This window comes from Pseudoalteromonas sp. J2K-J979 (assembly GCF_058169715.2).
Genome location: NZ_CM200281.1, coordinates 1,234,020 through 1,249,268, shown reverse-complemented (window position 1 = coordinate 1,249,268; position 15,249 = coordinate 1,234,020). Strand labels below are relative to the sequence as shown.

The following is a 15,249-nucleotide window of genomic DNA, read 5'->3' as shown; positions in this document are numbered from 1 at the left end:
GGCTTTTTTATTATAAATTTAGTATCGGAATGTTACTTACAACCATATGACACTTTGGTTGTCGTAACATTGACTACAAAGTCATTGTAGTCGGCATCGCCACCTGCTGTGTCTTCCCAATGTTGCTGAGTTCCTTTCCAAACAAAATCTGTGGTCAGGTTATTTGCATTTCCATTTCGCGCCAATACATAAGTGATGGTTTTATCTAGTGGCACATCGAATGAGCCTGCTGGTCCATTTTCATCTAATAATTTGGTGTATTTATTATCTACTTTAATACCCCAATCATTATTCCACCCCGCATCTTCTCGGATATAACGATAATTAATTCGTGTGTATTCTGCAGGTATACAATCATTGTCGATAATCACGGTTTGTAACTGTGCATTACCCACTGCATTACTTTTCGCAGCAATACTAACTGTGTAAGTTTCCGAATCTTCATGAGTTGTATCTTGAATTGTAGGGACTGCAAACTGGATATAAGTCTGCCCTGCTGGTACAGTCATGGTCGTATTAGTGAAGGTATAATCACTGCCTCTAATGGCTGTACCATTATTTACTTTAACTTCGATTGACGCATCGTTTGAAATAGCTTGGTTGAGTACGATTTTATACGTTGCAGTTGCACCTTCTTCAACACTTCCGCCACTGACAGCAATCAATGAAACAGTCGCATTAATCGGCTTAATCGTTACATCAACATATCCCGAAGCGCCGCCACCATTACCATCACTTACTGTATAAGTAATTTTATCCGCACCTGAATAGCTAGCCTGTGGTGTATAAACTAACTGACCGTTTTGCCAAGTCACTGTACCATGTTGTGCATTGACGTTAGATATCGTTAAAGTATCGTTATCCGCATCTGCTAATACATCTGTAAGTGAAATAGTGTTACTTTGGCTATTCTCTAATACTTCAACAGCTTTAGGTTGAGCCGTAGGTCCATCATTGACATTTTTGACTGTCATTGTAATGACACCTTGGGCTGTCCCACCGTTACCATCACTCACTGTATAAGTGATCGTATCTTGACCTACAAACCCTGGTTTGGGTGTATAACTTAACCTTTCGTTATCGATAATTGTCACTACACCATTTTCTGATGCAGGATCTGATAAGGTCAGAGTATCATTATCAGAATCATCTAAATACGCTGAGACATTAACAACATTATTAGCACTGTCTTCATTGACAATTGCAGTAAACGGCGTAGCCGTTGGTGCGTCATTTTGATCGTCAACAGTAACAGTAACAGTGCTCGAAGCGCTGCCGCCTTGACCATCTGAAATCGTATAGCTAATTAAATCTTGACCACTAAAATCCGCTTTTGGCGAGTAAGTAAGTGTGCCATCTGGATTAATGACGACCTGACCATTTTTAGCCGACACTTCAGTCACAGATAAAACATCACCGTCTATATCTTCGTCATTTGTCAAAACAACAATCACATTATTTTGACTATCTTCAGATACTTTTGCTACATCAGGTTTAGCAATAGGGGCATCATTAACCGGTAAAACATTGACTGATACATAACTTGTGTCTTCTCCACCAAACTCATCAACAACCACATAAGTAATAGTCGCGACGCCATTAAAATTAGGGTTTGGTTGGAAGTTTAAGGTCCCGTTAGCATTAATTTGAACAGGTCCTTGCGCAGAAGTCGCGCTTGCAACCGTTAATGGATCGTTTTCAGGATCCGTATCATTACTTAATACATCAATATTTTTGGCTAAGCCGTCTTCATTTACTTCATCTACATCAGCCGAAGCAACTGGGGCACCATTATCTGTAATGGTTCCTGTAGCTTGCGCTGCATCTGAGGCCGTTGGTGTTGTCCAAGCCTGCAACATAAATTCTTCAGCTGACTCTCGTTCTGTATCACGGATCGTTGCTACTTTTACAAGGAAGCTAGAAGTTTGCGCTGGTACTTCAACGACATTAGGTAGCGTAGTTAATGACCAAGTGGCCCCACCATCAACGCTGATTTCTACTTGTGCTGAATAATCATTTTTTACTTGAGCTGTATCATCTGTCAGAGCTAAGCTCACCATAGTAGGCGCGTTAATCGCGTGTGTTAAAGTAACAGCAAAACTTGCCGCATCACCTTCTTTTACTGAGTCTTCAACAGCTCGAACTTGCTGCATCGTTGGTGCTTGCTCATTATCATTAATAAACACACGTAAAGTTTGTGTTCCAGAAACATTAGTAATACCTGTCACTTTTACATCAAAGAATTCAATTTCTTCTAGGTCTAAGTCATCAAAGGTAGGAATAAATAAACTGTAATCTACTTGTCCAGCATCTAATGTAAACGTATGATCAATCGCTAGGAAGTCTTCAACATTTTTAGCTGTGCCATCGATAATTTCAATACGGACATCCGCATCTTTATTCAGCGCTTGATTTAAGCTGACGCGTAATTCGACTTGCTCACCTTCAACCACGTTACCACTGACACTGTTCAATGATAATGTCGCTGTTGTGGTATCTGTAATTGTTAATTCTCGGGTTGCATAATCACTTCGATCATCCTGACCCCAAGCAGAAAATAATGTGCGTTCTGTTTGTTCTGAATCTGTGTCAACTTTTGTTGTGACATCTATTAATACGCTCTGCGTACCGATCGGTAACAATAAAGCTGTTTGCGATTTCAAATCAACACTTTGCCAAGTACTACCATTATCAAAACTAACAGCTGAGATGTTATCAAAATCGATACCATTCGTGGCTTCTATATCATCAAAATTCACATTCACAATGCTGTCTGCAATCGTCGTTGCATTTTCAAGTGATATAGTAATTCGCGCTATTTGGCCTTCCGCCGCTGGGTTCGGGTTAATCGATAAACGAGAAACATTCGGTAACGTTGAAGGCGTCGTGTTGTCACCATCTAAGATCGTAATATCTTTAATAAATAAATCAGATTTATCTGGAGATGCCCATGTGTATAACGAAAACTCCTCTGGGCCTTCATTTAAATCATCTGGCTTACCAAATACACGAACCACAAAACCAGCTGAACCTTTAGGCACATCGATCGTTACGACACCACTTGCATCGACAGAAAATAATTCAAACTCATGAGAATTGATATCTTTAATATCCACTAAGGTACTAAAATCGATGCCTTTCTTTGCTTTATCAACATAAGAAATACTTGTTTCAACTAGTTCAAACTTATATTGCCCATCACATTTCGCTTCAGAACGATATCCAACCTCAAAGTCCATATAGCCATCTTCACTAAACGGATTGGGGAGTGCAATTGTGTACATGACTCGCGGCAAACAGCTTGCAATTGCATCATTAATTGTAAATGTTTGTTCAATTGCAAATAAACCATCACTGGATTCTGAAATTGAAATAGACGCTGTTTCAGCACTTTCATCTACTGAATCATCTTTGACTTTAACTCTGAGCTTATATTCAGATATGCCTTCGTAAATTCGAGCCCTAATTTGCTCACCAACAGAACCTACTCCTTGCCAAGAAATACCGCGATTAAAACTAATTTCAATTTCAGAATCAAAGTCTTGAGAAAGCGCGCTTAACACTGGGTTTTCGCTGTTTGTATTTAGGCTAATAAAATGAGCAAATTCAGATTGAGTTACTTCTGATAACGTGACATCTGCGACCATGTAAACCCCTTCAGGGATGCTCTCAGAATTGAGCTCAACATGTGAAATTTCTGGACGTTGGCTGTTGGAATCAACAATGGTTAACACTCTTGATTTTTTGTCTGCTTGCCCTTCACTCCACGCTTCTAGAATAAAATTCTCATTACCTTCTGCATCAGTATCTTTGAAAGAGTGAATACGAATATCAAAATGCGTCGAACCTTCGCTTAAATCCGTACTTGAAATAGACGAAATATTTTTAACACTGGTCCATGTATTGCCGTTATCAAATGACAATTCGACAAAGCGGTCAAAATCAATGTTTTTATGAGCTGAAGCACTTTCAATATTTAAATAAGTAACTGTGTCACTCGTCAATTTCTGCTCAAAGTGAACTCGAGCATGTAACACATCGCCTTCTGCTGAATTGTTTTTAATTGCTTCAATCGATGCGACATTATTTTGCAAATCAGTACAATCTGGTTGGCTGATTGTCCGAGTGGCTAAGTCATTAATTCGATAATTGACGGTACTCAGAAGTGAAGGGTTAGCATTTAATAAATCAAGTGCATACAAGTCGGTCTTATTATTTCCTGCATTGCTTGAAACGAGCAGCTGCCCTTTACTATCAACCGTTGAACCCGTCACTTTTAAGTTATGCATCCCAACTTCGCGAACAGTGCCTGAATTTAAATCAACCGCAAATAATTTTTTATTCGTCACTATATGTAAGGTGTCATTGATAAAAACAATGTCACCCCATAGCTTATCTGATTGCGTGGCAAAGCCTGTTAGCGTCTTTTTATAACTTATCGAACCATCATTCACATTAATATTAAATACTTTGTCACCCGACGATGCCCAAAGTACTTGATCATCTGGAGAAAATGCTAATCGATAAGTGCCTGTTGTAGGCCCAACTTCAATATGCTGTTTGGTCGCCATATCAACATACACAAGACGTGGCTTACCATTTATAGGTTTTGTTACGTAATATAGGCGATCGGTTGAAGCTTGGTAAGCTAGCGCATCTGAATGCTGCAATACGTTAGAATGTAAATCAAATTGACCCGTTGATGGATTTACCTTAACAATACTTGATCCTGCATTAAGGTTGACGCCGTAAACTTCACTGTTACAGACTTCACTCGCTTCAACTTGGCTGCCAAGCGCCAATAAAACACCACAAGTTAACCTTTTTAATTTCATACCAAACTCCAAAGTATCGTAATTAGTCGATGTGCGAGATGCAGATTTAATAGAATCGCACTAAGTATAAATTGTATCCTAATAATGGCTAAATTTCGACCACCACAACAGATGTAGCCTTTTGAAGGACTCGTTGCGCAATTAGTCAGATATTGAATTTAATCAATTTGCTGATCTAAATTTTTGCTATTTCAATCATTTACTCTTAGAACAAAAATACTTTTTTAATGGCAATGCAGTAAAAAAATTTTTGACTCTACCCTCAGGATTGAATTAGAACGCATATATCGTTAATTTTTACCCACATTTGAGAGAGCACGCCAAAAAAATAAGCCTCATTAAGTGAGACTTATTGAGGCTTATTCACAGTTAATAATTGGGTCTTCGTACCGACATTTATCTTAATTAGAAGACTTCCCCCTCGGAAGCCTAAACAAAGATTGAAAGGACCGATCTGCTCTTTCTCTAAGTTGAGTTCACCAAATTCTAGTGCATGCTTGTTAATTCATTGAAAAAAACAACGCTAATTGCCCCATAACGGCTCTAGATATCCCGATCTTTTTTATGCATAATTATTTACAATTTAAGCATGTTGATTCTACAAAACCATATGGCGTCAATAATCTAAAACAATAAAAATAATTAACGGTGATCGTATGTCAAAATTGCTTTCCTTTCTTTTTGAGATGACTCAGTTAAACCTTGCCAACTCCTCAATTGACAATACAATCAACCAATTTCTTGCCCCTGTAGCGGATCTATTTACTCGTATTATTTTTTATTCGATAACGATAAGCGACACGCAAGTGCCATTAATCGTGCTCTGGCTAATCGCAGCGTCCCTGATTTTTACCCCTTATTTTGGTTTTTTGAACTTCAAAGGAATACGTCATGCCATTAAAGTGATAAAAGGCGACTATTCGAATTCTAGCGATCCCGGTGAAGTAAGTCACTTTCAGGCCCTCACTACGGCGCTTTCAGGCACTGTAGGACTAGGAAATATAGCGGGCGTAGCAATTGCGGTCTCCATTGGTGGACCTGGTGCGACTTTTTGGATGATCATTGCGGGTATTTTGGGAATGTCTACTAAATTTCTCGAATGCAGTTTAGGAGTCAAATACCGTACAATCTCTGCAAGTGGCCAAGTTCATGGCGGTCCCATGTTTTATCTGCGCGATGGATTAGTTCAACTCGGCTTTCGCAAAACAGGCCAAGCTCTCGCCTATTTTTTTGCTGTGTGTTGTGTCATCGCTTCTTTATGTGGCAGCAATATGCTGCAATCAAATCAAGCATTTATGCAATTTTCGATTACATTAGGCTCTGAACCACACTTTTTTACTGATAAAGGCTGGTTATTTGGCGTGGCTTTGGCTTGCATTATTGGTGTCGTTATTATCGGCGGAATTAAAAGCATCGCTAAAGTAACCGAAAAAGTCGTGCCCCTAATGGCTGGCGTGTATTTGGCCGCTGCGCTCTTTATTCTAATTTCTCACTTTGAAAAAATACCCTTGGCTTTTTCGCTCATTATTGAAGGTGCATTCGTAGCAGAAGGCGTGGCGGGCGGGATTATAGGGGTGATTATTCAAGGCTTCAAACGCGCTACTTTTTCAAGTGAGGCAGGGGTTGGCGCGGCATCGATTGCTCATGCCACCGCCGCAACAAAAGAGCCTATCCGTGAGGGCTATGTTGCTTTACTTGAACCATTTATAGATACCGTTGTTATCTGCACTATCACAGCGCTTGTGATTATTATCACCGGAAGCTATACCTCCGTTGAAGGCATCGATGGGGTCGCATTGACTTCTCGCGCGTTTGCCAGTGTGATTAGTTGGTTTCCCTATTTGCTCAGTGTTGCCGTACTGTTATTTGCGATTTCAACTATGATTTCATGGGCTTATTACGGTTCGATTGCTTGGGGATTTATCGTGGGCCATAGTCCAATAAAAGATCTCAGTTATAAACTTTTATTCTGCCTGTTTACAGCTGTCGGAGCCTCTGTCAGTTTAGAATCCGTGATTGCCATCTCTGACTCCATGTTTTTCTCAATGGCGATAGCCAATATTATTGGTTTGTATTTTCTAGCTCCACAAATCAAGCGAGACTTAAAACAGTATCAACTACGCTTCACCTCAACAGGTACTCACGTTACAACCGACGAGCAAGCTCAATGATGTGCTGCTTTTTATTTCAATCGTTTTACACCACCAAATTCGCCTTGTTCTACAGCGTTTAACATATCTAAAATAGCTTGCTTGTCACTTTCACTCACTGATGAGTCTTGTGGCAACGGCATTTCGCTCACTAAATTAAATGCTGAAATCTCTTCTTCAAGTGCCGCTTTTTGTTCCTGATGATTTGCCAGGTTTTGTTGTAATTGCGCAATAAGCGCAGCCGCTTCTGGATCGGGTAAATTATTGTGATCTGACACATGCTCTCCTAAAAATACATCATCTTCTATTGTCGGGTAAATGAATCCAAGCAACAGCGAATCACACTAATAACAAGACTTGCTTCATTATTGGTAGATATTCACATTGCCATCTGCGCTGAAATTCATGCTGTTTGCATGACCGATCAATCCATTAGCTCCATTGAGTTTTATTTTAACCCATCCAGAATAGCGGTTGCTAATTCTAGATTTAATAGTGCAACCAATGAGTCAGCACAGGCTATCACTACCAAAGCCTACCCTTTACTTAGCTTACAAAAAAGCCTTTAGACGATTACTAAAGGCTTTTTCCGTGAGTCGCTAAGTCAGCACAAGTTCAAACTTGTTACCAAGAGTGCCACTCAACTTTCATTTCTTTACCGATAGCTTGACTAATACGATCAATGATTGACTCTTGCTCTGCACTCACTAACGAGAATATATGACCGTGAATGTCTTTGGTTTTAACCGGCTCTGGTTTTTGAAAACCAAAACGCTCTGCGGTAATTTGCTGTGAAATCGATTGTTTGACTTTTTTGTCAGCCTCAGAGGTCTGATTCGTAGACAAACTTGTGGCTGTACGTGCTGTGCGCCCTGCACGGTGAATGTAGTCATTTGCATTAACCGGTAAATCATAGTTGATCACGTAATACAATTGAGCAATATCAACGCCGCGAGACACGATGTCTGTCGCCACTAAAAACGTTACCTCGCGGTCTTTAAATCGTTTTAAAATCTCTTGACGCTGTTTCTGTGGTACTTCATTGTGAATACCGATGCTTTTATGCCCTTTTTCATTTAGCAAAGCCGTTAAAAACTCTACATCTTTTTTGGTGCGAGCAAAAATCAAAGCGCGATCAAAATTCACCATTTTGATAAGCGTTAGCAAATTCTCCGGTTTGTGATCGCGAAAACAGCGGTACATGGTATGAATAATTTTATCGAGCGCTGGCTGCACATCATCTGTTTTGATCACTTTGACATGGTTTTGGTTGGCATCACTGAATTTTTGTAATGCTTTAGAATCCGTCGCAGAAAATAAAATAACTTGGCGCTTTGCTGGCAGTGCAGCCATAATTGCACGCAACTCATTCACGATACCCATACTCACCAACCTGTCTGCCTCATCCATCACAAAGTGTTGGATTTCCTCCAAGCTGATTGCTTTGAGTTTTAATAAGTCGACTAAACGTTTTGGTGTCGCCACAACAATATCGGCTCCGCGTTTAAAACGATTAACTTGCGAAGGAATGCGCACACCACCAAACACACTGATAGTCCGTAACCCTAAACCTTTACCATATTGATTTATCGACTCTTCAACTTGTTGAGCCAACTCACGGGTAGGTACTAAAAACAAAGCGCGGATGGGACGAACTTGCTCTGCGCGATTATCTGTGCGGCTGAGTTCTTGTAATGTTGGCAATAAATAAGCTGCTGTTTTTCCTGTACCCGTTGGCGCGATGGCATAAGTATCTGCACCTGACAATACAGCCCCTATCGACTGTTCTTGAATATAAGTGGGTGTTTTATAACCTAATGCTGCTACATTAGCTTGAAGGGTATCGTTGAGGCCGAGTTTAGGAAAAATTGTCATGAGCATACGTCTATTGCGAATAATCCCCTATTATCTCTCAGCTGAGGTATTTATACCAATTTAAATTGCTCCGAGAGTGCCATTTTATAAAATTGCAGCCTTGACCGCTTGGCTTAGTACATCCATCGCAGCATGAGCCGCTCGTTGCGCCGAAGCCTTCCCCACCACTTGTAAAGCTAATAATTCAGCACTAAGGGTATGCTGCTCATCTAACAGTTCAGCTTGTAACTCTTGCTCGCTGATTTCTCCTTCGACACGTAGCTGAGCCAAATCCACCAGCATTTGTTTGTGTTGACTCAGTATTTGCTGGACATAACCAGATGCAACTTGCCAATCATCATTTAAAGAAACTTGCATCGCTGCAAGCATATCGTTAAACACTTTATTTCCATCAAAATTCATTTTTAGGCCTTTTTTACACAACCTCTTAGCATTAGAGGTGGTGTGCATATTCAATTTAAAAGATTCTCACTCACATGCTTAACTAAACGTGTTAATTCATTGAGGCGATTGCTGTTTTTAGTTTAATCTCCCATGTGATTCATCTGGCATTTTTTTAGCTTCTTCTGAAACAATCATCGCAGTAAAGAGGCGAGTCATGCGTGCTCGGTGATTGTTAGCTAACACGGTTTTATAAGAATTTTTTTCTTGATGGGCCTGTTTATATTTGAGCCACTTATCAAGTGTGATCTGCGCTATTTGCACAGACTCTTCATTTAATGGACGGGTTTTATTTTGTAATACTAAACTACGCAAATTCACTTCTATTTCAATATACTGATCTTTATACATTTCATACGGACGACTCAACTGATCATCTTCGATTAAATGCCCATAAAAACGATCAACTTGTTTGGCCACGCTTAATGTTTGGGTAACGAGTGCTGCATCGTACTCAGCCACCCATTTAATCGCACAGCCTTGCACTAAGAAACCAAAGAAGAATACGAGTAAAAATGAGCATCGATGTTTCATGAAAAAATCGCCTATATAAATTCAATTAATCTTGCATTTATGAGTAGCTTGCAGGAAATAGAAAACAGACACAAGAAAAGGTAAGATTTAGCTTTATAAGACTTTAATCATTCACACTCTTTAACGACTTGGCCTAAATAACCCAAAGGAAGACGAAATGAGTAACAAAAAAGCCATTGTGCTCGGTGCAACGGGTCTTGTCGGCAGTGCCTTAGTCGAGCAATTAGTTGCAGCTGACTACCACACTATCATCACATTGACACGCCGCCCCTTGGTTCATAGCTCTGCAAAAGTGGTCAATCATGTTATCGATTTTGAACAATTAGATAGCTACCAAAATCTTTTACACGGCGATGTGCTTTTTTCTTGTCTTGGCACAACAAAAAAAATCGCCGGTACCATTGAAAAGCAACGTATCGTCGATGTTGAGTATCAATTTAAAGCTGCCCAACATGCCGTAAATAATAGGGTTGAGCATTATGTTTTAGTTTCGTCCAGTGGCGCTAATATCAACAGCCATAATACTTATTTGCAAATGAAAGGTGAGCTTGAACAACGAGTCCTTGATTTACCATTTGTCCGAGTCAGTATTTTACAGCCCTCACTGCTTTTAGGCGAACGAGCAAGTGGAGTAAGGCTCGGTGAAACGCTGGCAAGTTATTTTCTGCCAGTATTCTGCACCCTCCCAGGGCTTAAAAAGTACCGCCCAATATCGGCTGAGCAAGTGGCAAAAAAGATGCTAAACATTGCCACTCGCTCAGGCCTTGCCCAAGAGTATTTCACATTAGATGAACTGTTTTATTAAAACCTCTTTTGCCAAGTGATCAACTTACAGCTAGCCAGCCATTGTTGTTTTTTAGATTGAAGCGTATCTAACGCACAGATCAATGCAGGTATAAACAACAATACGCTTGCGATTGAAAAGACCATTCCAAAGCTCAGGCTAATTGCCATCGGCACTAAATGTAAAGATTGCGTCGATGTTTCAAAAAGCAACGGGATCAACCCAGCCGCCGTCGTAATAGCAGAAAGGATTATTGGTTGAAAGCGTGCTTGCGCCGCTTTTATCACCGCCTCTTTAGTGGCCATGTTGCTGCGGATGTTGGACAAATAAGAAAGCTGCAATAACATCGCGCCATTGATGATGACCCCCGACACGGCAATAATGCCGAACAGGCTTAATACATTCAAGGAATGACCCATTAAAATATGGCCAGCAATCGCCGCCGCTATTCCCAGTGGTAAAATTGTCAGCGTGATGCTCATCTGTAAATAGCTTTGAAACGTGAGAGTAAGCAATGCTGCAATTAAAACAAAGGCAAACAACACACCTTGGATCAGCTCTTCACTCACTTCTCGTTCTACTTGAGCTTCCCCTTCAAATGACACGTCTAACTCAGGATATGCTTGCGTCAACGAGGGAATTACCTCTTGTTTTATTTTCTCAAAAGTCACAATAGCGGCTTCTTTGCTCCTTAACACACTTGCCGTCACTTCTGTCACCCGCTGTCCATTGACTCGTTTGATTTCCAGCGGTGACATCGCGAAATCGAGCTTAGCTACTTGTTTTAAGTGCACATGTGTACCATTGGGTGCAACCAAGATTAACTTATCTAGATTTAAAGAGTTAGAAAGGTTTGGCTCATAGGCTTTTAGGAATACTTTCAGTTCTTGACCTTGTATAACTTTTCGATAAAGCTCTGTTCCCCAGTAATATTGCCTAATTTGCGTATTAAGTGCCGCTTCGCTAAAGCCCAGTTGAATGCCAAGTGGCGTGAGCTCAAATCGATACTCAGGTTTTCCAAATAATGTGGTTGATGTCACATCCGCCAACCCTTCAAGTTGGCTCAGCTGCTTTGTAAGCATCGTAATCGCGCCTTGCAAGCGGTTATTATTTGGGTGTTGCAACTCTAAAACGAGCTCCCTGCCACCGCCCGGTCCGACCATGTAATCAAAAAATAGCGAATGAACAGAAGGCAAATCTGGAATGTTTTCTCTCCATTTATCAACAAATTGTGCAATAGAAAATGTTCGCTCGCCTTCATCTAATAACTGAAATGTTGAAGACGCCCCTAAGCCTTCAATTTCCATTAAATGATGACCTAATCCACGCCCGCCACTTAAATCGTGCAACGCTGTGTCGCCAGCACGTTTAATGATGGATAGCAGAGTACGCTGCTGCTCTATGGATGTCATCGGGTGAAAAACAAGCTCAACATCGACACGCGTTGATTCATATTTAGGCACAAAACTCGTATCAACCCTGCCACTTAAAAACCAACTGAAGACAATTAAACTTGCACCCAAAAATAACGATAAGGTCACAAACGGTGAATCAATTGCTTGGTCAAGTAGCCTGGCGTAACGCACCTGTAATCGGCTCATTAAACCTGACGTTTTGCGCTGTTTCTTAGTCATATTCTTTAAGTGTCTGGGCAATATAAATAGTGCTTCGATTAAAGATACGGCGAACACCGCAATGATAAGCAATGCTAACGGTTTATATACTTGACCTATTTCACCTGGTATGAACAACAAAGGCAGGAACGCTAAAATATTAGTCATCACAGCCACGCACAGCGGAAGCGCCAATTGCTTAAGTGCAGTACTGACAGCCTCATGGTAGCTTTGCCCTTGCTGGTAGTTATCATAAATCTTTTCAGCAATGACCACGGCATCATCAACCAAAATCCCAAGCGTTAAAATAAACGCAAACAGCGTCACCATGTTTAACGGAATATCAAGAATGGGCATAAAGACTAAACTTGAAAGCAAAGTAATTGGAATGCTCATCGCAACCCAAAAAGCCACTGCACGATCTAAAAAGAAAGTTAAAATTAGCAGCACTAATACAAAACCCGCAAGGCCATTTTCAAGCAATAACCCTATTCGCTGTTTGTATGCATCACTCGCACTTTCGAGTACTTCAAGTTTAATGCCTTGCTCTAACCTAAGTGAATGATCTTCAATAAACGCGGTGATTTGACTGGCTAAATCAATCGGCTTGGCATCCGCAGCCTTGTAAAGAGCTAATATGGCGGCAGGATGACCATTCACTTCGACAACATTTGAAGTTTCTTCACTGCGAAAATCTATTGTTGCAATTTCGCCAAGCAACAAACTCCCTGAGCCTCCTTTTGTCGCTAACGGTATTTGAGCCAATGCTTGGGCATTAAGATTAAAATCGTGCGAGCGAAAGGAGGCTTTACTGCCTTTATCATCAAAGAGAGTCGTGGCTGAGGTATTCGTTTTATCGGTAATTAGGCTTGTTAATTCAGCCATCGAATAACCTCTGGCATGCAATTGATTAATATCAACATCGATCACAATTTCTGGTTGATGAGAGGAGATAATATCAATCGATGAAACCGCTAAGTCTGTTAACATTTGATTACGTAAATGGTGAGCAGCCTCATGTAATTGCTGATGAGAAGCGTCGCCATACAAGGCAATTTCCATAATTGACTCGCGCTCTAAAGCCAATGAAATTTCTGGTGTTTCCATGGCTTGGGGCAAATTTTTTATTTGATCAATTGCGCTTTTAATCTGTGAAAGCGCTAACTCACTTGAAAAACCACTCCTAATCTCAACAGAGAGTTCACCCACTCCTTCGCCAGCCACACTCGACACCTCTGAGATTGCTTCTAACCCAATGAGTTGATTTTCAATGGGTAAGAGGATTGACTCTTCTATTTCTACAGGGGTTGCGCTTGGATACTGAATCGAAATATCCACATTTTCGACCGTAAATTGGGATGAGGTTTCTTGCTTAATGAGTGAATAAGAGGCCGTTCCAGCTAGCAACATAACAAGCAATAACACCGATGATGCAACAGGCGACGTTGCAAATGCACGAACAAAAAACAAATCAAAAGTTATAGGCTGCTTCTTCATAATTGAATACTCGTCACCGTTGCTTGTTGCCCTTCTAATTGAATGGGTAGACGATGAGCAAGCAACCTAAGTGATGGATCAACATTTGCGCTTATCCACGTCATGTTTTGATGTTGCCACATTACATCAACCGGGATTTGCGCTAGCAAAAAATCATCGCCGAGCGCCCACATTTTTCCATCTTGAATAAGTTGAGCGGGCACCGCATATACTTGTTCTAATAAGGGCAAAACTAATTCAACGTGAACAAACTCATTGAGCTTGACCTGATTTTTATAACGCGACATTGCCACATATACATTGACCCGTTGATTAGCCTGATCAATGGCGTTATCGATGTGAGTAATCACCGAGGTAACCCCTCGCTTAGAGCTGGGTAAATGGATATTGGCTTTTCCGCCTATAGTTAAATGTTTTGCGACTTCAGATGAAACAGCGACCTTAAGCCAAATAGTATCTAAATATGCTACTTCTCCGATCGCTTGTCCCACCGACACATAATCTCCTTCGAGCACCCATTGTTTAGTTACAATCAAATCTTCACTTGCGATCAAGGTCGCTTTTTCGATATCACGTGATACTTTTGCTAGTGCTAATTGTGCGTGCTCTTTTTTTGCATGAGCGATAGTCAGTTGTGGCTGTCGAAGCATTAAAGGAGTGGATTGCCCTTGAACATTGATGCTGCTAGCCTGCTTAAATTGCGCCAAATTATTTTTTGCCAGTTGTTGTAGGCCTAGTTCAAGCTCTAAGTTTGCGCTTTCTATGGTTAAATTTGATTTCAACTGGGCTAACGAATCAATGTAGTCTTGTTTGTCGAGTTCATACACAATTTCATCTTTATTGATTAACGCCCCGGGAATAAAAGCGTCATGGAGTTTAGTTATTTCACCATCAACCTTGGCGGTCAGAGTTTGAACTTTCGCGCTTTCCACATAACCATAATACTGAGCCTTAGGCTCGTAATCACTCGATTGAACCGGTAATAAACTCACTGAGATACGTTTTTGATTATCGTGAGACAAGGTTGCTTGAGGACGCTGAATTAACACTAGCGCACACACACTGATCGATAGCCCCATGATCAGCGCAGGAAGGTATTTTTTAGCGGCTATCATTATTGTTTTCCCTTGAGACTTGGATTGCCAGTGATGATTTTTTTGGCAAAAATGAAATTCAAAAATAAAGAAAGAGCCACTCCAATCACAAAACTGACATTCAATGCCAACCCTAAAGACACAGCAAGTGAGTATGCAGCTAAGTTCAACAAACCAGTCCCGTGGCTCATGACAAAGAATTTAGAAAACTGGTAAGGCTGATTTGATGGACTGTGATGACGCGATGCAAAAGTAAAGTAAGTCTGGCCAATCCAATTGCAATAAATAGCCAAACAGAAGCTCACCCAACGCGCTAAATAGGGGTGTTCAATAAACTTAACCAATGTATTAAACAAGGCAAAATCGATGATAAAAACGGTTCCGCCAACTAAACAAAAACGAACAAACTTCACATTCAATCCATAA

The 15,249-nt window shown here is 40.6% G+C and carries 10 protein-coding genes; 2 read left to right on the top strand and 8 right to left on the bottom strand.

Going from position 1 to position 15,249, the window contains the following annotated elements; all coding sequences use genetic code 11:
• Positions 1-32: 32 nt before the first annotated feature.
• Positions 33-4,835, bottom strand: coding sequence for an Ig-like domain-containing protein (locus AC3KVK_RS05815; protein WP_490313113.1), 4,803 nt, complete (start codon positions 4,833-4,835; stop codon positions 33-35).
• A gap of 656 nt (positions 4,836-5,491) precedes the next feature.
• Between AC3KVK_RS05815 and AC3KVK_RS05810 the strand changes: the two genes are divergently transcribed.
• Entirely contained in the window at positions 5,492-7,006 is a 1,515-nt protein-coding gene (locus tag AC3KVK_RS05810; protein ID WP_490313112.1) for an alanine/glycine:cation symporter family protein, read from the top strand.
• Positions 7,007-7,017: 11 nt separating this feature from the next.
• Here AC3KVK_RS05810 and AC3KVK_RS05805 read toward each other — a convergent pair whose 3' ends face one another.
• The 4 genes from AC3KVK_RS05805 to AC3KVK_RS05790 all read right to left on the bottom strand — a co-directional run bounded on the left by AC3KVK_RS05805 (position 7,018) and on the right by AC3KVK_RS05790 (position 9,835).
• Entirely contained in the window at positions 7,018-7,263 is a 246-nt protein-coding gene (locus AC3KVK_RS05805; RefSeq protein WP_490313111.1) for a hypothetical protein, read from the bottom strand.
• 346 nt (positions 7,264-7,609) lie between these two features.
• Positions 7,610-8,860, bottom strand: coding sequence for a DEAD/DEAH box helicase (locus AC3KVK_RS05800; protein ID WP_490313110.1), 1,251 nt, complete (start codon positions 8,858-8,860; stop codon positions 7,610-7,612).
• 84 nt (positions 8,861-8,944) lie between these two features.
• Positions 8,945-9,262 carry a hypothetical protein gene (locus tag AC3KVK_RS05795; protein ID WP_490313109.1) on the bottom strand — a complete coding sequence of 106 codons (318 nt, stop codon included), beginning with the start codon at positions 9,260-9,262 and terminating at the stop codon, positions 8,945-8,947.
• Between the two features lie 117 nt (positions 9,263-9,379).
• The gene (locus AC3KVK_RS05790) at positions 9,380-9,835 is read right to left on the bottom strand and encodes a hypothetical protein (protein ID WP_490313108.1); all 456 of its coding nucleotides are present in this window, start codon (positions 9,833-9,835) and stop codon (positions 9,380-9,382) included.
• Between the two features lie 157 nt (positions 9,836-9,992).
• Between AC3KVK_RS05790 and AC3KVK_RS05785 the strand changes: the two genes are divergently transcribed.
• Positions 9,993-10,640 carry an NAD(P)H-binding protein gene (locus tag AC3KVK_RS05785; RefSeq protein WP_490313107.1) on the top strand — a complete coding sequence of 216 codons (648 nt, stop codon included), beginning with the start codon at positions 9,993-9,995 and terminating at the stop codon, positions 10,638-10,640.
• Here AC3KVK_RS05785 and AC3KVK_RS05780 read toward each other — a convergent pair.
• The 3 genes from AC3KVK_RS05780 to AC3KVK_RS05770 are packed head-to-tail and all read right to left on the bottom strand — an operon-like array spanning position 10,637 to position 15,236.
• The gene (locus tag AC3KVK_RS05780; RefSeq protein ID WP_490313106.1) at positions 10,637-13,729 is read right to left on the bottom strand and encodes an efflux RND transporter permease subunit; all 3,093 of its coding nucleotides are present in this window, start codon (positions 13,727-13,729) and stop codon (positions 10,637-10,639) included. The two genes, AC3KVK_RS05785 and AC3KVK_RS05780, sit on opposite strands and share 4 nt — an antisense overlap.
• Positions 13,726-14,844, bottom strand: coding sequence for an efflux RND transporter periplasmic adaptor subunit (locus AC3KVK_RS05775; protein WP_490313105.1), 1,119 nt, complete (start codon positions 14,842-14,844; stop codon positions 13,726-13,728). Before AC3KVK_RS05775 ends, AC3KVK_RS05780 begins: the two co-directional genes overlap by 4 nt.
• The gene (locus AC3KVK_RS05770; RefSeq protein ID WP_490313104.1) at positions 14,844-15,236 is read right to left on the bottom strand and encodes a GtrA family protein; all 393 of its coding nucleotides are present in this window, start codon (positions 15,234-15,236) and stop codon (positions 14,844-14,846) included. Before AC3KVK_RS05770 ends, AC3KVK_RS05775 begins: the two co-directional genes overlap by 1 nt.
• Positions 15,237-15,249 lie beyond the last annotated feature (13 nt).